Below are 20,833 nucleotides of genomic sequence, written 5' to 3' on the forward strand. Positions count from 1 at the left end.
GGACCATGTTCAAACCCAGATCTGCCCGCTTTGCCGGTATCGCGCTCGTGGCCCAGCTCACCTATTCCCTCCCCGCCTTCGCGGATGGAACCGATTGCGTGACCTACGCCACCGATTACGCCAATGCCCACATGGGCAGCGGCGATGTTGTCGGAGACGCGGTCGACGGAGGCATGGCGGGGGCTGTTGCGGGCGGCGCCTGGCAAGGCCCTTCCGGGGCGCGTCGCGGTGCGCGCGCGGGCGCGGCGCTCGGTGTCCTCGACAATCTCGGTTCCATGCCTGGCGGGTGGCAGGCGCTCTACGACACCGCCTACCAGATGTGCCTTCAGCAAACCTCGGGCGTGAATGCCGCCCCGCTCTATCCGGCACCGAACCTGGGCGCGCCATCGCCGGACTGCCGGTCCTCCGCCAGCGTCAACGCGCCTTTGAGAAAAACGCCCGACGGCAGCATCACGGCAGGATCGGGCTTCAACGACTGCCGCTAAATGTTTCGTCCCGGCCTATGACGGCGTCTCAACAAGTCGCCACACGCAGGCGGCGAAATGGCGTTTGGAACGGCGCGGTTCAGAACGATCCCGGACTTATGCAGATCTTGCGTTTTTCATGTGGTCCAGTCGCTTTTCGAAATCGTCTTCATTGAGCTCCTCAGACAAGGCCCTCAGGAAAAATGCAGCTTGTGTTTCCGGGGCCAGTCCGTTTGTCGGAGGATCCAGATCCAGGTTCGTCGGAAAAGGATAGCCTTCGGCGGTCGCCGCGATCGCAGCGGAAAGTTCGGTGGCGCTCAACCTGTTTTCGGCCTTGGCGCGCACCGCATGAGGGAACAGCAGCCTGCACATCTTGTCCCTGTCGACCGTCTCCATGGCGCGGCCGAATGCGGAGGATACCTGAAGCAGGTTGGCAAACCGGTGAATATCGTCGCTCGTGTTGGCACCGGCGGCATGGAACAGCGCAGGACTGAAAAAGACGGTGTCTCCCTTCGCCAGCGGCAATTGCACGTGGCGTTGTTCAAAAAGCGCCCGGAAATCATCGCGGCGCCATGCGGCATATCCCGGAAGATAGGCTTGCGAGAAAGGCAGCAGTTTCGTCGGTCCGCTTTCCACCGGCATGTCGCAATGGGCAACTGCCCCCTGCAACGTGAGTGTCGAAGAGACTTCGTGGACATGGGCGGGATAGGACGCGCAGACTTCGGCGGACTGGAAGCCCAGGTGATAGTCGCGATGCGCCTGTTGCGCGGCACCTCCTGGATGCACGAGGTTCACCTGTGCCGTCATCTGATAGTTCGGTCCCAGCCATGCTTCGCATATCGCAGCAATGGCGGGATTGGCAAAGTAGTCCAGAAAGACCTCCGGCGCAGCTTCGCAAAGCTTTTGCAGCGAATTCCAGACCCTGTCGTTGGCGCCTGAGGCCGCAAAGTGATCCCCGCCGCCGCCGCTGCGCCGCCGTTCCTCCGCGATGATGCGCTCATAGATGCGGGTGGCTTCATCCAGCACCGTCGTGTCGGCATAGGTATTCTTAAGTGCCACTACCCCGGCACCGGTGCGCAGGACACGCGCCCATTCTGCCAGAATCTTCTTGCGGGTTTCGTGCCCCTCAAGGGCGGAGTGCAAGTCCGCCATGTCATAGACGGGAATGTTCTTTTCTATGCCGGTGGCATGAGGCACGTCTTCGGCGCGCGTGGTCTGGTCGATGATTGCGGAAAATGCCCTAAGGTCACAGGCGTCCTGGTCGTAATAGGCGGCGGCCCCTTCGACGGTGTCTTTCATCGCACTTCCTCCCTTGTTCACACTCAGAGTATTGAACAGTTGGCCGCACAGGAAGCGCGACGCGCTGCCCTTAGGGCATAACTCCGTTGCCTCCGGCAGGCACCAGCATCGTGGAAGACCGGTTCAAGGTTGGCTTGCGCGGTTGACCTGAAGCGTGAAGCGAAGTCAACTGTGGCCGATTTCGGGAAGGCACTGCCTTTCTACAGGTTTCAATGACGACAGGATTTTTCATGACCCGCCGTGCGCTATTTTCAACCCGCCTTGCCGCTGCCGCCGTGGCAGCCTTCTGCCTTGCCGGCTCTCCCGCCATTGCCCAGCAATGCGGTGGCGACTTCAGACAATTCCTGGCGGGCGTCAAACAGGAAGCCGTCGCCAAAGGGCTTTCGGCGCGGGCGGCGGATCAAACGCTTGCAGGCGCACAGATTGACAGGAAGGTGCTTTCCCGCGACCGGGCGCAGGGCGTCTTCAAGCTGACCTTTCTGGAATTCTCCAAACGGGTCATCTCCGGCTACCGGATGAAGAACGGTGCCGCGAACATGAAAAAATACGCCGGCATCTTTCAGCGTACCCAGCAGGAATACGGCGTACCGGCTCCCGTCATTACCGCTTTCTGGGCGCTTGAGACAGACTTTGGTGCGGTTCAGGGGGACTTCAACACGGTCAACGCGCTGGCGACACTCGCCCATGATTGCCGTCGTCCGCAGCTCTTCCGCCCGCAGCTCATCGCAGCAATCGAGATGGTCCAGCACGGGGATCTCGATCCCCGCAACACCACCGGTGCGTGGGCAGGTGAAATCGGCATGGTCCAGATGCTGCCCGAGGACATCATCAAATTCGGCAAGGACGGTGACGGAGACGGCCATGTGAAGCTGAAGGAAAGCGCTTCCGACGCGATCCTGACCGCCGGGGCGTTCATTCACCATCTCGGCTGGCGCAAGGGCGAACCCTGGCTTCAGGAAGTGACCGTGCCGCAGAACCTCGACTGGGCGGCAACGGGTCTGGACAAGACCCGGACAGGCGCCCAGTGGGCGTCTCTCGGCGTTCAGCCGCGCTGGGGGCAGATTTCCGCAAACCTTCCGGCCTCCCTGCTGCTGCCACAGGGGCGCAAGGGTCCCGCCTTCCTCGCCTATCCGAACTTCAACATCTATCTGGAATGGAACCAGTCGTTCATCTACACGACCACGGCCGCCTATTTCGCCACGCGCCTGGCCGGCGCACCGGTCTACAATGCGGGCAATCCGGAGCAGGGTCTGAACGACGCGCAGATGAAGCAGCTTCAGACCAAACTCAGCAACAAGGGCTATGATGTCGGCAAGATCGACGGCATTCTCGGCTCAGGCACCCGCGCTGCCGTTCAGGACGTCCAGCAGAAGCTCGGCATGCCCGCGGACGCATGGCCGACACCGGCCTTGCTGAACCGGCTGTAGGTCGGCTGATCGGCTGCAAGGACGGACGAGGCATCCTGCCCTCGTTCCGTTGACCGCGAACACGGTGGCGGTGAAGTGATTCAGGATACGGGCGCGGCTCAGACAGCGACGCCGAAGAGCCAGCCCACGCCCGCCGTAACCGCCATTGCGAAGACGCCCCACACCACCACGCGCAGAGTGGCCCGCAAAACGGGTGCCGCGCCCGCCCTGGCGCCCAGCGCGCCAAGCGCCGCCAAGGCGATGACGGTGACGACAAGGACCACCGGAATAATCGAATTTGCGGGGGCGGCAAAAGCCGCCAGCAAAGGTATCGCCGCGGCAACGCTGAACGTCACGGCGGAGGTAAACGCCGCCTGAAGCGGGTTGGCCGCGTGCGCCTCGGACAAGCCGAGTTCGTCGCGAACATGCGCAGCAAGCGCATCTTTTTCGGTGAGTTCCCTGGCAACCACGAGGGCTGTCTTCTCGCTCAGCCCTTTTTCCTGATAGATGGCGGCCAACTCGGCCAGTTCTTCTTCAGGGAACTCCTGCAAGGCACTCTTTTCCCTGGAGACATCGGCCTTTTCCGTGTCCGATTGGGATGAGACGGAAACATATTCGCCCGCCGCCATCGACATTGCGCCTGCCGAGAGCCCGGCAATGCCCGCAATCACGACCGTGCCCGGATCCGGATTGGCCGCTGCGACGCCGATGATGAGGGACGAGACCGACACAACCCCGTCGTTCGCGCCGAGAACCGCGGCCCGCAGCCAGCCGCTGCGCGTGATGTAGTGAGGTTCCCCCGGATGTGCGGACGCTTCTGGCATTTTTCTGTCTTTCGAATTTGAATTGGGCGCTTGAGCATGCCGTGCGTAACAAAGCTCGTCAGGTTAGAAAGCGCCTATTCCACCCTGGCCTTGTCGTCACCGGGAGCCGGCTCGATCACAGTCGGCTTGCCGCCGTCGCCGAGCAGGAACACGGCCAGAATGCGCGCCGGTCCGGTGCCGGTATTTTCACCCCGGTGGGTAAAGTCCATGGCTTCCAGAAGGCCCTCACCCTGGCGATAGACCTTCTTGCCGAGTTCCTCGTAGGTCACCGTGACCTCGCCTTCCAGGATATAGGCGAAGAGCGGCGCGTGATGCTGATGCCATTCGGTCTTCTCACCCGGCTCCATCGTCACAACCAGCGCCTTGACCGACGGATTGTCCTGCGGAAAGGCAACTTTTTCCCCGGCGACTGTCTCATCGCCGGAAAACACCTCCTCCACCTTGGAATAAGGCAATTTCGCCGCGGTTTCCGCCTCCATCGCTGCCTTGGAACCGGGTTTTGCGGCCGGTTGCGAGGGCGCAGGTTTGCCGTCGGGGGTGATCGACTTGTCGGCCGCCTGAGCGGGCGATCCGGCCAGCAGAAGGGCAAAGCCAAGGCAGATGGGATACTTGGTCCAGGACATGATGATCTCTTCCGAAAACGCGTCGGCCGGTCAGATGTGCACGTCTTGCCGACCTCTCACTCTCATACGTCGATACTGTCACCGGGCGCAATTGTCTTAAGTGCGCCGGAGGCGTCGCCAAGCGCCCGGGCAAAAGCATCAGATGTCTGGTCGAGGACCGGGAACGTGCCGAAGTGGCAAGGCAGGATCGTCTCGAATTCGAAATACCGGCTGCAGGCCATCGCCGCCGTTCGCGCGCCCATGGTGAAACGGTCGCCGATGGGAACCAGGCCGATCTGCGGCTTATAGATCTCGTTGATCAGCGCCATGTCGGAAAAGATGTCGGTGTCGCCCATGTGATAGAGAACCTTTTCACCGGGCGCCTCGATGATCACGCCGTGCGGATTGCCAAGGTAGATGGCTTCACCGTCCGTCTGCTTGGAGGACGAATGGTCCGCCCGTGTCAGCGCGACGGCGAACGGTCCGACATCAACCTTGCCGCCGGTATTCATCGGACTGAAATTTTCGACGCCCTGGCGGTTCGCCCACATGCAGATTTCAAAATTTGCCGTCAGCTGCGCACCGGTTTTCTTCAGGATCTCGATGGAATCGCCGATGTGGTCGTCGTGCCCGTGCGTCAGGACCAGATGGGTCACGCCCTCAGCAACCCGGTCAACGCTCAGGCTGTCCGGAAAGGACGGATTTCCCGTCAGGAACGGGTCGATAAGGATAGACGCGCCATCGATTTCGATCTTGAATGCGGAATGGCCATACCATGTAAGTTTCATTTGTTCACGTTACCTCAGTTCAGACCAAGCAGACCCTGGATCGGTTTTCACCCTAAAAATGACACTGCGAAGTTTGTCGATGTTATCATTTATGCAATTTTGATACGGTTGCACGAAGCGGTATCAAATACTTGCCTGCGCGGAGCGCATGCAGGGCCTCTCCGAAATAGAGGGCACGCCGCCTGAAATTGCAAGATGGCAACTTCTGTATCCGAGTCGGCTGGGGAGAGGATTTCGGAATGAAGATCAGGAGTTATCTCGTCTTCTTCTTGCTGATTGCAACACTTCTGCCGACCCTCATTTTCAGCATCTGGTCCTATCGCGATGCGGTGTCACGGGAATTTGCCGAGGTCGAGGACAGGCACCTGCTTCTTGCCCGCGAAACAGGCTTTGCACTGGACCGCTATCAGCGCAATCTCGTCACCACTTTCAAGACGGTGACATCGAGCCTGGTTCGCGGCCAGAGCCCGAACGAACTTGCCGGCCTTCTGACCCAGTTCGACATGTGCTGCGTGTTCCTTGCAGACAAGACAGACGGTAGGGTGACCGGTGGCATCTGGACGTCCGGGTCCGGCATCGTTCACCAGGTGCCGCCGGACCTGTTCGCCGACCTGAAGAAGATCGCCCGCACGGACATGCCGGTCTACTCCGATGTCATGGCGTCGAAGGACAATCGCACATGTGTCTTTCTGATCCGGGAACTGGAGAACCACTACGCAATCGCCGAGATCTCGTCGGCCTATTTCAAGAACCTCAGTCAGAGCATCATTTTCGGCGAGAAAGGCCACGCCGCCATTGTCGACCGGTCAGGCACGGTGATCGCCCACCCAAGGCAGGAATGGGTCGACACCCGGAAGAACATCTCGCAGATCCCGATAGTCGCACGCATGATGAACGGCGAAACCGGCATCGCGGAATTCTTCTCCCCCGCGGTCGACAAGGAGATGATCGCCGGTTTCACGTCGGTACCAGGCCCGGGATGGGGCGTGATGGTTGCGCAACCGGTTTCTGAAATCTACGAAAAGGTCGCTACGAACCAGTCCTCCCTGCTGCTCATTATCGGCGGCGCCGTCCTGGCGACGATCGCCATCGGATTGCTCCTGGCACGGTCATTGTCGAGGCCGCTCGAGGACCTGGCACGGGCGACGCATACCAGCGCCCGACACCAGAAGCTGACCCCCGTCAAACCACGCAGTGGCCTGATCCGCTTCAGGGAAATCGCCGACTACTGCGAGAGCTACAACACAATGGTCTCCCGCATGACACGGGCGGGCGAGCAGATAGAAAGGCTTGCCTACAGCGATCACGTCACCGGACTGCCCAACCGCGACCATCTGCAATCCGTTGCAGAACCGATCCTGAGGGAAGCGCACGACCCGGACCGTGGCGGCATCGTCGCGCTGATCGACCTGGACAACTTCAAGGAAGTCAACGATCTGCATGGCCATCATGCCGGTGACCTGCATCTGAAGGCTTGCGCACAAACGCTTTTGGAAATGGCTGACAGCCTGCATCTGGACAGTGCGGTGCCCGACGGCACGATTGCGCCACCCCTGGTCGCTCGCATCGGCGGCGATGAATTCATCATGCTGATACAGGGCCTGGTGTCCGAGCCCCGCATCCAGGCCTTTCTGGAGCGTGTTCTTGCGGCCCTTGCAGCTTCGAGCCCCGAACTCAGCATTCCCGCGAGCGCGAGTATCGGCTGCGCCCGGTTTCCCGAACATGGCCAGAGGCTGGAAGATCTTACAAAACGTGCGGACGTTGCCATGTATCACGCCAAACGCGCGGGCAAGAACCGGATGCATGTCTTTTCACCGGAGATCGACAGGCAATCGGCAGCGGAAATCCGGCGCGACCTCATATCGGCGATCAAAGACGACCGGCTGTTTCTGGAATACCAGCCGAAAATTTGCACCACCCGGCGCAAAGTGGTCAGCGTCGAGGCGCTCGTTCGCTGGAACCATCCAGAACTTGGTTATCTACTGCCTGAATACTGGATCCCCATGCTCGGGGCATCGAACGCGATGAACCGTCTGGGCGAATGGGTCGTCGGTCAGGCGATGAAGGATCATGCGCAAATCCTGAACGAGGGTCACGACCTCTGGATGTCGGTCAACATCGGCTCGAACCATTTCGTTTCACCCGATTTCATCGACACGCTCGAGACAATCCGTTCCGACGTTGGCTTCGACAGCGCGCGGCTGGAGATCGAAGTGACCGAAGATGCCCTGTTCACATCGGAAAAGCGCGCGCTCTCGACCTTCACGCGTCTCCACGACCTTCGATACAAGGTCTCGATCGACGATTTCGGCACAGGCTATTCGAACATCACCCGCCTCGCCGGTCTTCCGGTCGATTATCTCAAGCTCGACCATTCCCTGATCGCCGGAGCGAGCGTGGATCCACGCATCCGGACTATCCTCGCCTCGACGATCGACATGGCGGAGAAGCTGGGCTGCAAGACCGTCGCGGAAGGTATCGAGACACAAAGCCAGGCAGAATTCGCAACACATCTGGGCGCGAACGCCCTCCAGGGGCGCTACTTCACCGGCGCGCTGCCTCTTCGCGAGCTGATGTCCTGGCTTGACCTTCAGAACAGCAGTTCGGGTCACGCCTACCTGAAGCCGGAGTCCGAAGCCGTCTAGAAACAGGCTTATTGCTCGCGGCTGCATTCGCGCTGGAACAAACGCTGCCGTCCTGATAAAGCCTCGCCATGGCAAATGACTCCGCACTTTCTCTAGAAGACTTCCTCGCCGCCATCCCGAACAACACGCGGCTGATCGGCCTTGATCTCGGCACGAAAACCATCGGTCTGGCCCTGTCCGACCTCGGACGTGGAATTGCCTCGCCCCTGGAGACGATCCGGCGGAAGAAATTCACGCAGGACGCGGAAAAGCTTCTGCAGATCTGCGGCAAGCACGAGATCGGCGGCATGGTTCTCGGCATGCCGTTGAACATGGACGGGAGCGAGGGGCCGCGCGCCCAGGCAACCCGTGCCTTTGCCCGCAACATGGCCCAGAAGACCGATCTGCCGATCACATACTGGGACGAGCGCCTGTCGACCGCGGCGGTGACGCGGACCCTTCTGGAAGCCGACTCAAGCCGCGCCAGACGTGCCGAAGTCGTCGACAAGATGGCCGCCGCCTATATCCTGCAGGGCTTCCTGGACCGGCTCGGTTTCATGGGTCTTGAAACCTGAACCGCCCTTTGGTCACCTGTCCCTGCCCCCTAGCCAAGCTGAATAGTCCTCGATGCTGACAACACTTGCCGCCCTGGTTCCGGTTATTCTGGTGATTGCTTGCGGCTATCTGATCGCACGGATCGGCCTGATCACCGGAGACCAATGGCGGGGCATCGAGAAACTCGCCTATTACGTGCTGTTTCCCGCCGTCCTGTTCCGGATTATTGCCCAGGCCGATTTCAGCAGCTTTCCCACGCTCAACATGGGTCTCAGCCTGTTGGCGTCGATTACGCTGATGGCGCTGCTCCTGCTTGCGGTCCGCCCCGCGATAGAGCGTATCTGGGGCATCGCGCCGGAGCGGTTCACGTCGATATTTCAGGGCACTCTGCGCTGGAACGGTATGATCGCTCTTGCGATCGCCGACAATGTCGCCGGAGAAGCAGGCCTTGCCATGCTCGCGGTTGCGATGGTTTTCATGATCCCTCCGCTGAATGTCGCCAGCATTCTGGTCCTGTTGCATTATGCCGGAACAACCGCGCCCAGCGTGGCGAAGATCCTGAAAGACCTCTACACAAATCCGTTCATGCTCTCCATCGGGGCAGGTTTCGTCTTCAATTTCAGCGGGATCACCCTGCCCTTCGTTATTGACGACACGCTGGAGATCTTTTCGCGCGCGGCGCTGCCTATCGGGATCATTTGCGTCGGCGCCGGGCTCGATCTCGGATCGCTGCGCCGACCGGGGCCCGCGCTCACCATGGGCACCTTTCTGCGCCCCCTCCTGATGCCGCCTCTTGCCTTCGGGTTCGCGTGGCTGTTCGGCGTGACCGGTGACGCGCTCGTGGTGGTCGTCATTGCCAGTTCGGTTCCCTGCGCCAGCAACGCCTATCTCCTGGCCCGGCAGATGGGCGGCGACGCGAAACTGATGGGGGAGATCATCACGCTGCAAACCCTTGCCGCAACAGTGACAATTCCCCTGGCCATGCTTCTGTTCACCTGACCTTTACGCAGCCTCTGCTTTTGTCCATCCGTTCAAATAATTAGCAAGCGTGTGGACAGTGGGCACGAGCTGAATTCCTGTCTTGTGCGCGGGCGCGATTCCACCTATAGGCATGATCTCGATGACCGTAAAAGACACCCATCGAGACAACCCTTATCCCCATCGTCATTTGCTGGGCATAGAGGGTCTTCACCCCCACGAAATTCTGGGCCTTCTGGACCGTGCCGAAGAAGCCGTCGAGGTTTCCCGCCAGATCCACAAGCGCAGGCTCGTCCTCCAGGGCCGCACCCAGATCAATCTCTTCTTCGAAAACTCCACCCGCACGCAAAGTTCTTTCGAGCTGGCCGGAAAACGGCTCGGTGCGGATGTGATGAACATGGCTGTGTCCCAGTCCTCGGTCAAAAAGGGCGAGACGCTGATCGACACGGCGGCGACGCTGAACGCGATGCATCCGGATCTTCTGGTGGTGCGCCACCACGCGGCGGGCGCCGTGCATCTGCTCGCCCGCAAGGTCGGCTGTTCGGTGGTGAATGCAGGCGACGGGCCGCATGAACACCCGACCCAGGCGCTGCTGGACGCCCTGACCATCCGCCGCCACAAGGGCAAGATCGCCCGGCTGACCGTGGCGATCTGCGGCGACATCGCCCATTCCAGGGTGGCGCGTTCCAACATCATTCTCCTGAATGCGCTCGGAGCGCGGGTGCGCGTGGTCGCGCCTTCGACATTGCTCCCCTCGGGAATCGCGAAAATGGGCGTTGAAGTCTTCAACTCCATGCGCAAGGGCCTCGAGGGCGCGGATATCGTCATGATGCTGCGTCTTCAGCGCGAACGCATGAACGGTGCCTTCGTGCCGTCGGTGCGCGAGTACTACCGCTATTACGGTCTCGACGCGGAGAAACTCGCCTATGCCAAGGACGATGCGCTGGTGATGCATCCCGGCCCGATGAACCGGGGTGTGGAGATCGACGCTTCAATTGCGGACGGCGCGCAGAGCCTCATCCGCGAGCAGGTCGAAATGGGTGTGGCGGTGCGCATGGCCGTTCTGGAAGCGCTCGCAGCCAACCTGCCGAATAACTAGAGGACTGCAACAGTGGCTCACGATGCACCCAAACCTCTGGTTCTCTCCAACGCCAGAGTGATCGATCCGGCGCGCGGAATGGACGCGCACGGCTCGATCATCATCGCCGATCGAACGATCCTCGCCGCCGGACCGGAAGCTGCCAATCAGGGCGCTCCCTACGGCGCGGACATCATCGACTGCAAGGGCGCAATCGCTTGTCCGGGCCTGATCGACATGTGCGTCTCTGTCGGCGAACCGGGCGCGGAACACCGGGAAACCCTGGCAAGCGCCTCCCAGGCCGCGGCCGCCGGAGGCGTTACCACCATCTGCATCATGCCGGACACGGATCCGGTCATCGACGATCCGGCGCTGGTGGATTTCATTTTGCGGCGGGCGCGCGATACGGCCAGCGTAAACATTCTGCCGCTGGCGGCCCTGACCAAGGGGCTTAGAGGTGAGGAAATGGCCGAGATCGGGCTTCTTCAGGAAGCAGGAGCCGTCGCCTTCACCAACGGCCACAAGTCGGTCAAGAATGCGCAGGTCATGCGCCGCATGATGACCTATGCCCGCGACTTCGATGCGCTTGTCATTCATCACACCGAGGACCCCGACCTTGCCGGCGGCGTCATGAATGCCGGCCTCAACGCAAGCTGGAAAGGCCTTTCCGGGGTCTCGCGCGAAGCCGAGATCATCATGCTGGAACGCGACTTGCGCCTTGTCGGCATGTCCAAGGGCAAATATCACGCGAACCTGATCTCCACCTCAGACAGCGCCGACGTCATCCGTACCGGCAAGAGCCGGGGGCTGGACATCACCGCCGGGGTGTCGATCAATCATCTGACCCATAACGAAAACGACATCGGCGCCTACCGGACCTTCTTCAAGATGTCACCGCCGCTGCGCGATGAAGACGACCGGCTGGCGATGGTCGCAGCCGTCGCCGACGGAACCATCGATATCATCTGTTCCAACCATGACCCGCAGGACGTGGAAACCAAGCGGCATCCCTGGGCGGAAGCCGAAGACGGCGCCATCGGTCTGGAAACCCTGCTCGCCGCTGCGCTGCGGCTGCATCATTCCGACGAGATCGATCTGATCACCCTTCTTCGCACCATGACCAGCAGCCCGGCGGACCGGCTCGGGCTGGAAACCGGACGTCTGGCCAAGGGCGCTCCGGCGGACATCACCATCTTCGATCTCGACCGCCCCTGGGTTCTGGAAAAAAGCGCGATCCGCTCCCGCTCCAAGAACTCACCCTTCGTGGATGCACGGTTTTCGGGACGGGTGCTCCGCACGGTGGTTGCCGGAAAAACTGTCTACAATCACGCCCAATAGGCCGACGCTCTCCGGTTTCGTGTTTGCCGGACTTGATCCGGCAATTCATGCCGTTACATTGCGCCAGACAACAATTGCACACGGCGCGGTAACACGGCATGGATGCCGGAATATTCCATGGCTTGACGCCGAAACCATGTGCCTTCAGGGGGGAAACCGCGTGCCTGATCCGATCAGCTGGGCATTTGCCTGGCCCTATTATCTGGCAGCCCTTGCCTTCGGTTATCTGCTCGGATCCATCCCGTTCGGATTGATCGTCACCCGGATGGCGGGTCTCGGCGATATCCGCAAGATCGGCTCGGGCAATATCGGCACCACCAACGTATTGCGCACGGGCCGCAAGTCCCTGGCTGCGGCAACCCTGCTGGGCGATGGCCTTAAGGGAACCGCAGCGGTTCTGATCGTCGGGCAAATGTACGGCCAGGAGATGGCCCTGATTGCCGGCCTCGGAGCTTTTCTGGGCCATCTGTTTCCGATCTGGCTCAAATTCAAGGGCGGCAAGGGTGTCGCGACATATCTTGGCATCCTGCTCGGGCTTTATTGGCCCATGTTCCTGCTGGCCGCGGCGATCTGGATCGCCATGGCATTTCTCTTCCGCTTTTCCTCGCTCTCCGCGCTGACGGCGAGCCTCGCCACCCCGATCCTGCTGTATTTCGCTTTCCACCAGTTCCAGATGGCGGAAATGTTCGTGCTTCTGGGTGTTCTTTTGTGGGCCAAACATCATGAGAATATCGGCCGGCTGCTGCGCGGCCAGGAAAGCAGGATCGGTTCCAAAGCCAACCCCGCGCCAGACCCCGCATCCGCATCGGACGGCACGGACAGGTGAACATATCTGATCGGTATAAGACGCCCCGGCTTTCCGACGCCCAGCGTCTTTCGTGGCTGCGGCTGATACGGTCGGAAAATATCGGACCGGCGACATTTTTCGACCTGCTCGACCATGCCGGGTCCGCCGAGCGGGCACTGGACCTTCTGCCGGAACTTTCCCGGCGCGGCGGCAAGAAAAGCTACCGGCTGTGTTCCCTGGAAGATGCGGAGGCGGAATTGGCGGCTCACCGCGCGCGAGGCGCGGAGCTCATCGCGTTCGGTGAAGACGGCTACCCGCCGCATCTCAGGCATATCGACGGCCCGCCGCCGGTTCTTTCGGTTCAGGGTGGCCCCATCCTGGCACAGCCGAAAGCGCTCGGGATCGTGGGCGCGCGCAACGCCTCGCTTTCGGGGAGAAAACTGGCGGCACGGTTCGCGCAGGATCTCGGCGAGCAGGGTTTTATCATCGTCTCGGGGCTGGCGCGCGGCATCGACGGGGCTGCCCACGAGGCGGCCCTTGCGACCGGCACCGTGGCGGTGTTCGCCGGTGGCATCGACATACTCTATCCGCCTGAACATGACCGGCTGCTGGCCGCGATCCTCGACAGGGGCGGCACGGTGATCAGCGAGATGCCTCTGGGCTGGAAACCGCGCGGCCGCGATTTCCCCAGGCGCAACAGGCTGATTTCCGGAATTTCCCTGGGTGTCATCGTCATCGAGGCTGCCAAGGCGTCAGGGTCCCTGCACACCGCCCGCTACGCGCTCGAGCAGAACCGGGAGATATTCGCCGTTCCGGGTTCTCCCCTCGACCCGCGCTCGGAAGGCGCGAACGGGCTGATTCGTCAGGGCGCGACCCTGGTGACCTCGGCCGGAGACGTTCTGGAAAGCCTCTCCGGGCGGCTGGAACCCGCCCTGCCCCTTCAGCAACGGCTTCTGGAAGATGACCGGGACGCCCCTTCGCCGCCGCCGAACCCGGATGACGAATTGCGGCAGAAAGTGCTTTCGGCCCTGGGGCCGGCACCTGTCGATCTTGACGAACTGATCCGCTTCCTGGGCGCAGATACCCGTTCGATCCACGTCATCTTGCTGGAACTGGAGCTGGCAGGAAAGATCGAGCGCCATCGCGGCAACAGGATTTCCGCCCTGCTTTGGGGACCGAATTCGGTCTGAATCCCGGTGGATAACCGGTATAGCGAGCGGACGGGTTGACCGGAAAGGTTCAAAGGTCCATTTGACACACGGCGTGTGATCCGTGATCGTCTCGCCATAAAAATAATGTTCTCCACCGGGCGGACGTCCCGTCTCCGGCAAAAATAATTTGGGTAATAATGAACGTCGTCATCGTGGAATCTCCGGCGAAAGCCAAGACGATCAACAAATATCTCGGGTCCGATTACACGGTTCTGGCGTCCTACGGTCATGTGCGCGACCTGCCGCCGAAAGACGGATCCGTGAAGCCGGACGAAGATTTCGCGATGACCTGGCAGGTCGACGGCAAATCCCAGAAGCGTCTTTCAGAGATCGCCGCCGCGGTGAAGGATGCCGACCGCCTCATTCTCGCGACCGACCCCGACCGCGAAGGGGAAGCCATTTCGTGGCACGTTCTTGAAGTGCTGCAAAAAAAGCGGGTGCTGAAAGGCAAGCAGATCGAACGGGTGGTGTTCAACGCGATCACCAAGAAGGCGATTCTGGAAGCCATGGCGAACCCGCGCGAACTTGACGTGCCGCTGGTCGATGCCTATCTGGCGCGCCGCGCCCTTGATTATCTGGTCGGGTTCACCCTGTCACCGGTGCTGTGGCGCAAGCTTCCGGGCGCGCGCTCGGCAGGCCGCGTGCAGTCGGTCGCCCTGCGGCTGATCTGTGACCGGGAAATGGAAATCGAGGTCTTCCGTCCGCAGGAATACTGGTCGATCCTCGCCAACATGAAAACTCCGGCCGGCGACATGTTCCAGGCCGGCGTCACCGGTTTCGACGGCAAGAAGATCGGTCGTCTCGACATCACCAACGAGGCGGATGCCACCGCGATCAGGACCATGCTGGAACGCGCCAGCTTCAAGGTCGACAGCGTGGCATCGAAGCCGGCCAGGCGCAATCCGGCGGCTCCGTTCACCACCTCCACGCTTCAGCAGGAAGCCTCGCGCAAGCTCGGCTTTGCCGCCTCGCGGGCCATGCAGGTGGCGCAGAAACTCTATGAAGGCGTGTCCATCGGCGGCGAGACCTCCGGTCTCATCACCTATATGCGTACCGACGGTGTGCAGATCGCCGCCGAGGCCATCGACGCTGCCCGCTCCGTCATCGGTCAGGATTTCGGCGACAAATACGTTCCTGAAAAACCGCGCATCTATTCCACCAAGGCGAAAAACGCCCAGGAAGCTCACGAGGCGATCCGCCCGACGGATCTGTCCCGCCGTCCCAAGGACGTTGCCCGCTTCCTCGATCCGGACCAGGCCAAGCTCTACGAACTGATCTGGAAACGGACCATGGCGTCGCAGATGGAATCTGCCGTTCTGGAACGCACCACCATCGAGATCCTGGCGGACGGTTCCGGCAAACGCGCCAACCTGCGCGCCACCGGCTCGGTTGTCCGGTTCGATGGATTTCTGGCGCTCTATCAGGAAGGGCGCGACGACGACGAGGACGAAAGCTCCAAACGCCTGCCCGCCGTGGACGAAGGCGCTGCCTTGAGCGCAGCCTCCGTCGCCGGAGAAACCAAGGCAATCGAAGCTTCCCAGCATTTCACCACGCCGCCGCCGCGCTACACGGAAGCAAGCCTGGTGAAGAAGATGGAAGAACTCGGCATCGGCCGGCCCTCCACCTATGCCTCCACGCTGCAGACCCTGCGCGACCGGGATTATGTCGAACTGGAGAAGAAGCAGCTCATTCCGCTGGACAAGGGCCGCATCGTCACCGCCTTCCTGGAAAGCTTTTTCCAGCGTTACGTGGAATTCGACTTCACCGCGAGTCTTGAAGAACAGCTCGACAAGATCTCCGCCGGTGAACTTTCCTGGGTGGAGGTCCTACGCGATTTCTGGAAAGGTTTTTCCGGCGCGGTCGACGACATCAAGGACCTGCGCGTTTCCCAGGTCATCGACTCCCTGAACGAATTGCTGGGCCCGCATATTTTCCCGGCCAAGGAAGACGGCTCCGACCCGCGCAAGTGCCCCACCTGCGAAACCGGCCAGCTGTCCCTGAAAGTCAGCCGCTGGGGCGCCTTCATCGGCTGCTCCAACTACCCGGAATGCAGCTTTACCCGCCAGCTGGGCAAGCCGAACGGTGAAGACGGAGAAGGCGACGAGGGCCCGAAAGTCCTCGGTCAGGATCCGGAAACCGGGGTGGATGTATCGCTTCGCACCGGACGCTTCGGTCCTTATGTGCAGCTCGGCGAGGAAGCCAAACCCAAACGCGCCTCCCTGCCCAAGGGCTGGTCGGCGGCGGATCTCGATCTGGAAAAGGCGCTGCAACTCCTGTCGCTGCCCCGCGAGGTCGGACCGCATCCCGAAGACGGCAAGATGATCAGCGCCGGTATCGGCCGCTACGGACCCTTCGTCCTGCATGAGGGCACCTACGCCAATCTTTCGTCGCCGGACGAGGTGTTTTCCGTCGGCATCAACCGCGCGGTCGATGCCCTGGCTGAAAAACGCGCCAAGACCGGTGGCCGGTCCGCTGCAACGCCGCTGAAGGAACTTGGCGAGCACCCGGACGGCGGCCCGATCAATGTTTATGACGGGCGTTACGGGCCTTATGTCAAACACGGCAAGATCAACGCGACGCTGCCCAAGGACAGTGACCCCACGGCGGTGACGCTGGAACAGGCGCTCGAACTGATCGCGGCCAAGGCCTCGAAGGGCGGCAAAGGCAAGACCGCCGCCAAGAAAACGGCTGCGAAAAAGCCGGCAGCCAAGAAAACCGCAACCAAGAAAGCGGCGACCACCAAGACGGCAGCCAAAAAAACCGGGGCGAAAAAGACAGCCAAGACCCCTGTCGATGCTTCGTCCGGTGAAGTTCCCTGGGATGATGCGTCTTGAGCGCAAAACGAGTTAACCCGCGAAAGCACACAAGTCGGAAACACGCAAAGGTCCCCGGGGAGATGCCCTCCCGCGAGGACATCCTCGCCTTTGTGGCGGACAACCCGGGGCGTGCGGGCAAGCGCGAGATCGCCCGCCATTTCGGCATCATCGGCGGTGCCCGCATTCACCTGAAGAAAATGCTCAAGGACCTCTCCGAAGAGGGATTTCTTGAAAAGCGCAACAAGAAAATGATCCGGCCCGGCGACATGCCGCCGGTGTTCGTCGCCAGTCTGGTGGAGCGGGACCGGGATGGTGAGCTGCTCGGCGTTCCCGTGGACTGGGACGCGGAAGCGGGCGATCCGCCGAAAATCCTTATCCTGACCGGCAAGACCAAGGCCACACAGCCGGGCGTCGGCGACCGGGCGCTGATCCGTCTGACCGAGGCGGAGACCGGCGGGGAAGCGACACACGCAGCCCGGGTCATCAAGGTGCTGGAAAAACGCCAGGGAGCGATCCTCGGCATTCTCAGGAAACGCGACGGAGACCGTCCCCCCTATCTGGAGCCGATCGACCGCAAGCAGCGCGAGCTGGATGTCGATGCAGCCGATCTCAAGGACGCCGGTGACGGCGACCTCGTCAGCGTTCAGGTGACACGGTCCGGACGCTACGGCCATCCGCTGGCCGCGATTGTCGAACGCTTCGGCACGATGAAGTCGGAAAAGGCGATCTCGGAGATCGCCCTTCAGTCGCACGGCATCCCTCATGTCTTTCCCGCAAGCGTCGAGGCTCAGGCAGAGACAGCCGAGCCGGTCGACAAGCTCGGCAAGCGCGAGGACTGGCGCAAGATCCCGCTCATCACCATCGACCCGCCCGACGCCAAGGATCATGACGACGCGGTTTTCGCGGAACCGGATGAAGACCCGCAGAACGAAGGCGGCTATATCGCCTATGTCGCAATCGCCGATGTTGCGTATTACGTGACGCCCGGTTCGCCGATGGACCGGGAAGCCAGCCTGCGCGGCAACTCCGTCTATTTTCCCGACCGGGTGATACCGATGCTGCCGGAGCGGATTTCCAACCAGCTCTGTTCGCTCCGGGAAAAGGAAGACAAGCCGGCGCTCGCGGTGCGCATGGTGTTCGACAAGTCCGGCCGCAAGCTCAGGCACACTTTCCACCGTGTCCTGATGCGCTCGGCCGCGAAGCTGTCCTACATTCAGGCTCAGAAGGCCATTGACGGCGTCACGGACGAGAAGACCGAAACGCTTCTGGAGGGCGTCCTGAAGCCGCTCTGGACAGCCTATGAGGTGCTGAAGAGGGGCCGGGACGACCGGGAACCGCTGGATCTCGATCTGCCCGAACGAAAGATAAAGCTGAAGGAAGACGGCACCGTCGATCACGTCTATGTGCCCGAGCGCCTGGATGCGCACAAGCTGATCGAGGAGTTCATGATCCAGGCAAACGTTTCCGCCGCGGAAACGCTGGAAAAGCAGAAGACCGCCCTGCTCTACCGGGTTCACGATGCCTCCACGCCCGAGAAACTGGAAGCCCTGAAGGACTTTCTCACCACGCTCAACATGAAGCTGCCTTCTTCCGGCGGCCTGCGTCCGTCCGCCTTCAACAACATCCTGTCGAAGGTGAAGGACACGCCGCATGCGCATCTCGTCAACGAGGTGGTGCTGCGCAGTCAGGCACAGGCGGAATATGCGCCCCAGAACATCGGCCATTTCGGGCTGAACCTGCGCCGTTATGCGCATTTCACCTCGCCGATCCGCCGCTACGCCGATCTTCTCGTCCACCGGGGCCTGATCTCGGCCCTCGGATTGGGCAAAGACGGGCTGCCGGACGGCATCGAGAGCAAACTCGACGCGATCGGAGCGGAAATATCCGCGGCCGAACGCCGCGCCATGCTGGCCGAGAGAGACACGATAGACCGGCTGATTGCCCTGTGGATGAGCGATCAGATCGGCGCCACGTTCCAGGGCCGGGTCGCCGGAGTGGTGAAATCCGGCCTTTTCGTGCGCCTTCAGGATACCGGGGCGGACGGCTTCGTGCCGGCCTCGACCATCGGTCTCGACTATTACCGCTATGACGAAGGGTCGCACGCGCTGATAGGTGACAAAACCGGAGAGACCTACCAACTTGGCGATCAGGTAGAGGTCAGACTCGTCGATGCCGCACCGTTTGCCGGATCGCTGACATTCGAACTGATCAGTCACGGCCGCATAGGCGGCAAGCAAATCCGGAAAGCGGCCCCCAAGGCCCGACGCGGACCGCCGAAAGGCGGACGTACAAAGACCTCGCCAGCCAAACACAGACGCAGGAGGTCTTCGTGACGGTTCGCTATGAGACAAATGCCATTCCGGATGCAGCGGAGCTGACCGGCACCAAGCCGACGCGCCCGGTCCTGGCGGCGATGCTGCGCGGTGCGGCCAACAAATGCATGAATTGCGGCCAGGGGAAGGTGTTTCAAGGCTTCCTGAAGAACGCCCATGCCTGCTCCCATTGCGGGCAGGAGTTCCACCATCACCGCGCCGACGACGCCCCGCCCTACTTCACGATCACCATCGTCGGCCACATCATCATTCCGGCGCTGCTGGCGGTGGAAGTCCTGTGGCACCCGGCCATATGGATCCACATGAGCCTTTGGTTGCCGCTGACGATCATTCTCGCCCTCGTCCTCATGCGTCCCATCAAGGGCGCCCTGATCGGGCTACAGTGGGCGCTTTACATGCATGGCTTCGATCCGGACGCGGAGGACGACCTGCCGGTGGTTCCGGCGCCCTCGCCCGCCATTGTCGAAAGGCTCTCATGAGCGGATCGTTCGAGAAGCAGCTGGCTAAAGACGAACAGGCCGGTAATTACCCATACATCCGGCCGCGCGACGCCGCGACGCTGCTTATTCTCGACCGCAAAGACGACGGCAACGTCCGCCTGCTGATGGGACGGCGTCACATGCGGCATGCCTTCATGCCGGGTAAGTTCGTTTTCCCCGGCGGGCGCGTCGATCCGTCCGATTCCCGGATTACGAATGTTGCCCCCTATCATCCTGACGTCGAGGCAAAGCTTTCCGAGGATCTGAAGAACGTCAAATCTGCGGCCCGCGTCCGGGCCCTCGCGCTGGCGGCGATCCGCGAGACATACGAAGAAGCCGGTCTTTTCATCGGGAAAAAATCGACCGGTGCGGCTCTCCATCTGGGCAGCGGGTTTGAAGCCTTCGCGGAACGGGGCATCCAGCCGGATCTCGGCGGCATGCGCATGATCGCCCGGGCGATCACGCCACCGCAGCGCCCGCGCCGCTTCGACACGCGTTTCCTGGCCGTCTGGGCCGATGCTGTCGCCGACAGCCTGCCGGACGGCAAGGGACCCTCCGGAGAGCTGGAGGACTGCGCCTGGCTCACCCTGGAAGAGGCGCGCGGCAAGGAACTGCCGATGATCACCACCAGGATCCTCGCCGACCTGGAAGAGCGTCTGGAGACAGACCCCGACCTGTCGCCGACAACTCCCGTCCCCTACTACTTCTTCCGCAAGGGCGGCTTCAAGCGGACGCTTATCTAGGCTACCATCCGCAGGGCATTCTTCTGAAAACCCGAGACTTTCACCGCCCGGTCTTCCATACTGACGCATGATGCGTTGAATCCGGAAAATCAGGAGCTTTTCTCATGAAAATGCACGCGGTCGTTCCCGAAGAACTGAAGCCCTACTACACGGACTGGAAGATGTCTCCGGGCCTTGCCTGCGGCGACTTTATATTCCTGACCGGTTTCACCGGCGCGGAGCCAAATGGAGACCTGCCGAAGGATCCGGAGACGCAGATCCGCAACGCGTTCCGAAAGGTTGGACTGGTGCTGGCAAAAGACGGCCTCAGCTATGGTGCGCTTGTCGACATGACGAGCTATCACGTCGGTCTGCGGTCTCATCTCGAGATGTTCAAGGCAATCCGGGCGGAATTTGTCGAAGAGCCCTATCCGGCCTGGACCGCGATAGAGGTCAACGGATTTGTCCGGGAAGGCGCTATCGTGGAGATCAAGGCGGTTGCCTGCCGGTCTCCAAAGCTCGCGTAAGC

At 61.4% G+C, this 20,833-nt stretch carries 18 protein-coding genes; 14 read left to right on the plus strand and 4 right to left on the minus strand.

The features are described from left to right. Positions 1 to 5 precede the first annotated feature (5 nt). Positions 6 to 485: a hypothetical protein gene (locus tag Q1B40_RS11825; protein ID WP_299814267.1), complete on the plus strand. Its 480-nt coding sequence runs from the start codon at positions 6 to 8 to the stop codon at positions 483 to 485. A 96-nt stretch (positions 486 to 581) separates the two neighbouring features. On the opposite strand, the gene Q1B40_RS11830 is transcribed toward Q1B40_RS11825, so the two are convergent. After that, the gene (locus tag Q1B40_RS11830; RefSeq protein WP_299814270.1) at positions 582 to 1,763 is read right to left on the minus strand and encodes a phytanoyl-CoA dioxygenase family protein; all 1,182 of its coding nucleotides are present in this window, start codon (positions 1,761 to 1,763) and stop codon (positions 582 to 584) included. 230 nt (positions 1,764 to 1,993) lie between these two features. Here Q1B40_RS11830 and Q1B40_RS11835 point away from each other — a divergent pair, with 230 nt between their 5' ends. After that, positions 1,994 to 3,190, plus strand: coding sequence for a lytic murein transglycosylase (locus tag Q1B40_RS11835; RefSeq protein ID WP_299814273.1), 1,197 nt, complete (start codon positions 1,994 to 1,996; stop codon positions 3,188 to 3,190). Positions 3,191 to 3,288: 98 nt separating this feature from the next. On the opposite strand, the gene Q1B40_RS11840 is transcribed toward Q1B40_RS11835, so the two are convergent. The 3 genes from Q1B40_RS11840 to Q1B40_RS11850 form a co-directional block, all read right to left on the minus strand. After that, positions 3,289 to 3,993 carry a VIT family protein gene (locus Q1B40_RS11840; protein ID WP_299814276.1) on the minus strand — a complete coding sequence of 235 codons (705 nt, stop codon included), beginning with the start codon at positions 3,991 to 3,993 and terminating at the stop codon, positions 3,289 to 3,291. Positions 3,994 to 4,067: 74 nt separating this feature from the next. Beyond that, positions 4,068 to 4,616 (minus strand): cupin domain-containing protein, encoded by a 549-nt coding sequence (locus tag Q1B40_RS11845; protein ID WP_299814279.1) that lies wholly within the window; start codon positions 4,614 to 4,616, stop codon positions 4,068 to 4,070. Between the two features lie 62 nt (positions 4,617 to 4,678). Next, the gene (locus Q1B40_RS11850) at positions 4,679 to 5,383 is read right to left on the minus strand and encodes a metal-dependent hydrolase (RefSeq protein WP_299814282.1); all 705 of its coding nucleotides are present in this window, start codon (positions 5,381 to 5,383) and stop codon (positions 4,679 to 4,681) included. A 239-nt stretch (positions 5,384 to 5,622) separates the two neighbouring features. Here Q1B40_RS11850 and Q1B40_RS11855 point away from each other — a divergent pair, with 239 nt between their 5' ends. The 12 genes from Q1B40_RS11855 to Q1B40_RS11910 all read left to right on the plus strand — a co-directional run bounded on the left by Q1B40_RS11855 (position 5,623) and on the right by Q1B40_RS11910 (position 20,831). Then, a complete protein-coding gene (locus tag Q1B40_RS11855; protein ID WP_299814285.1) occupies positions 5,623 to 8,028 on the plus strand; it encodes an EAL domain-containing protein in 2,406 nt (801 codons plus the stop codon). Positions 8,029 to 8,096: 68 nt separating this feature from the next. After that, entirely contained in the window at positions 8,097 to 8,582 is a 486-nt protein-coding gene (gene ruvX / locus Q1B40_RS11860) for a Holliday junction resolvase RuvX (RefSeq protein WP_299814288.1), read from the plus strand. A 52-nt stretch (positions 8,583 to 8,634) separates the two neighbouring features. Then, a complete protein-coding gene (locus Q1B40_RS11865) occupies positions 8,635 to 9,561 on the plus strand; it encodes an AEC family transporter (RefSeq protein WP_299814291.1) in 927 nt (308 codons plus the stop codon). Positions 9,562 to 9,673: 112 nt separating this feature from the next. Continuing rightward, on the plus strand, positions 9,674 to 10,639 hold the full coding sequence (locus tag Q1B40_RS11870; protein ID WP_299814294.1) for an aspartate carbamoyltransferase catalytic subunit: 966 nt from the start codon (positions 9,674 to 9,676) through the stop codon (positions 10,637 to 10,639). Positions 10,640 to 10,651: 12 nt separating this feature from the next. Further along, a complete protein-coding gene (locus Q1B40_RS11875; RefSeq protein WP_299814297.1) occupies positions 10,652 to 11,956 on the plus strand; it encodes a dihydroorotase in 1,305 nt (434 codons plus the stop codon). Positions 11,957 to 12,116: 160 nt separating this feature from the next. Next, positions 12,117 to 12,782: a glycerol-3-phosphate 1-O-acyltransferase PlsY gene (gene plsY, locus Q1B40_RS11880; protein WP_299814300.1), complete on the plus strand. Its 666-nt coding sequence runs from the start codon at positions 12,117 to 12,119 to the stop codon at positions 12,780 to 12,782. Next, positions 12,779 to 13,933, plus strand: coding sequence for a DNA-processing protein DprA (gene dprA, locus Q1B40_RS11885; protein WP_299814304.1), 1,155 nt, complete (start codon positions 12,779 to 12,781; stop codon positions 13,931 to 13,933). The genes plsY and dprA overlap by 4 nt, the downstream gene beginning before the upstream one ends. Before the next feature lie 158 nt (positions 13,934 to 14,091). Next, positions 14,092 to 16,788, plus strand: coding sequence for a type I DNA topoisomerase (gene topA, locus Q1B40_RS11890; protein WP_299814307.1), 2,697 nt, complete (start codon positions 14,092 to 14,094; stop codon positions 16,786 to 16,788). 62 nt (positions 16,789 to 16,850) lie between these two features. Further along, positions 16,851 to 19,103, plus strand: coding sequence for a ribonuclease R (gene rnr / locus Q1B40_RS11895; RefSeq protein ID WP_299814310.1), 2,253 nt, complete (start codon positions 16,851 to 16,853; stop codon positions 19,101 to 19,103). After that, on the plus strand, positions 19,100 to 19,582 hold the full coding sequence (locus Q1B40_RS11900) for a DUF983 domain-containing protein (RefSeq protein ID WP_299814313.1): 483 nt from the start codon (positions 19,100 to 19,102) through the stop codon (positions 19,580 to 19,582). The genes rnr and Q1B40_RS11900 overlap by 4 nt, the downstream gene beginning before the upstream one ends. Continuing rightward, positions 19,579 to 20,325: an NUDIX domain-containing protein gene (locus Q1B40_RS11905; protein ID WP_299814316.1), complete on the plus strand. Its 747-nt coding sequence runs from the start codon at positions 19,579 to 19,581 to the stop codon at positions 20,323 to 20,325. Before Q1B40_RS11900 ends, Q1B40_RS11905 begins: the two co-directional genes overlap by 4 nt. Before the next feature lie 104 nt (positions 20,326 to 20,429). Beyond that, on the plus strand, positions 20,430 to 20,831 hold the full coding sequence (locus tag Q1B40_RS11910; RefSeq protein WP_299814319.1) for a RidA family protein: 402 nt from the start codon (positions 20,430 to 20,432) through the stop codon (positions 20,829 to 20,831). Positions 20,832 to 20,833: the final 2 nt, after the last annotated feature.

It is taken from the genome of uncultured Roseibium sp. (genome assembly GCF_947496995.1).
Lineage (GTDB): Bacteria > Pseudomonadota > Alphaproteobacteria > Rhizobiales > Stappiaceae > Roseibium.

What these genes read in the sequence shown, in the direction of transcription:
- Q1B40_RS11825 (WP_299814267.1), top strand. Translation starts at nt 6, where the DNA reads ATGTTCAAACCCAGATCTGCCCGCTTTGCCGGTATCGCGCTCGTGGCC.
- Q1B40_RS11830 (WP_299814270.1), bottom strand. Translation starts at nt 1,763, where the DNA reads ATGAAAGACACCGTCGAAGGGGCCGCCGCCTATTACGACCAGGACGCC.
- Q1B40_RS11835 (WP_299814273.1), top strand. Translation starts at nt 1,994, where the DNA reads ATGACCCGCCGTGCGCTATTTTCAACCCGCCTTGCCGCTGCCGCCGTG.
- Q1B40_RS11840 (WP_299814276.1), bottom strand. Translation starts at nt 3,993, where the DNA reads ATGCCAGAAGCGTCCGCACATCCGGGGGAACCTCACTACATCACGCGC.
- Q1B40_RS11845 (WP_299814279.1), bottom strand. Translation starts at nt 4,616, where the DNA reads ATGTCCTGGACCAAGTATCCCATCTGCCTTGGCTTTGCCCTTCTGCTG.
- Q1B40_RS11850 (WP_299814282.1), bottom strand. Translation starts at nt 5,383, where the DNA reads ATGAAACTTACATGGTATGGCCATTCCGCATTCAAGATCGAAATCGAT.
- Q1B40_RS11855 (WP_299814285.1), top strand. Translation starts at nt 5,623, where the DNA reads ATGAAGATCAGGAGTTATCTCGTCTTCTTCTTGCTGATTGCAACACTT.
- ruvX (WP_299814288.1), top strand. Translation starts at nt 8,097, where the DNA reads ATGGCAAATGACTCCGCACTTTCTCTAGAAGACTTCCTCGCCGCCATC.
- Q1B40_RS11865 (WP_299814291.1), top strand. Translation starts at nt 8,635, where the DNA reads ATGCTGACAACACTTGCCGCCCTGGTTCCGGTTATTCTGGTGATTGCT.
- Q1B40_RS11870 (WP_299814294.1), top strand. Translation starts at nt 9,674, where the DNA reads ATGATCTCGATGACCGTAAAAGACACCCATCGAGACAACCCTTATCCC.
- topA (WP_299814307.1), top strand. Translation starts at nt 14,092, where the DNA reads ATGAACGTCGTCATCGTGGAATCTCCGGCGAAAGCCAAGACGATCAAC.
- rnr (WP_299814310.1), top strand. Translation starts at nt 16,851, where the DNA reads ATGCCCTCCCGCGAGGACATCCTCGCCTTTGTGGCGGACAACCCGGGG.
- Q1B40_RS11905 (WP_299814316.1), top strand. Translation starts at nt 19,579, where the DNA reads ATGAGCGGATCGTTCGAGAAGCAGCTGGCTAAAGACGAACAGGCCGGT.
- Q1B40_RS11910 (WP_299814319.1), top strand. Translation starts at nt 20,430, where the DNA reads ATGAAAATGCACGCGGTCGTTCCCGAAGAACTGAAGCCCTACTACACG.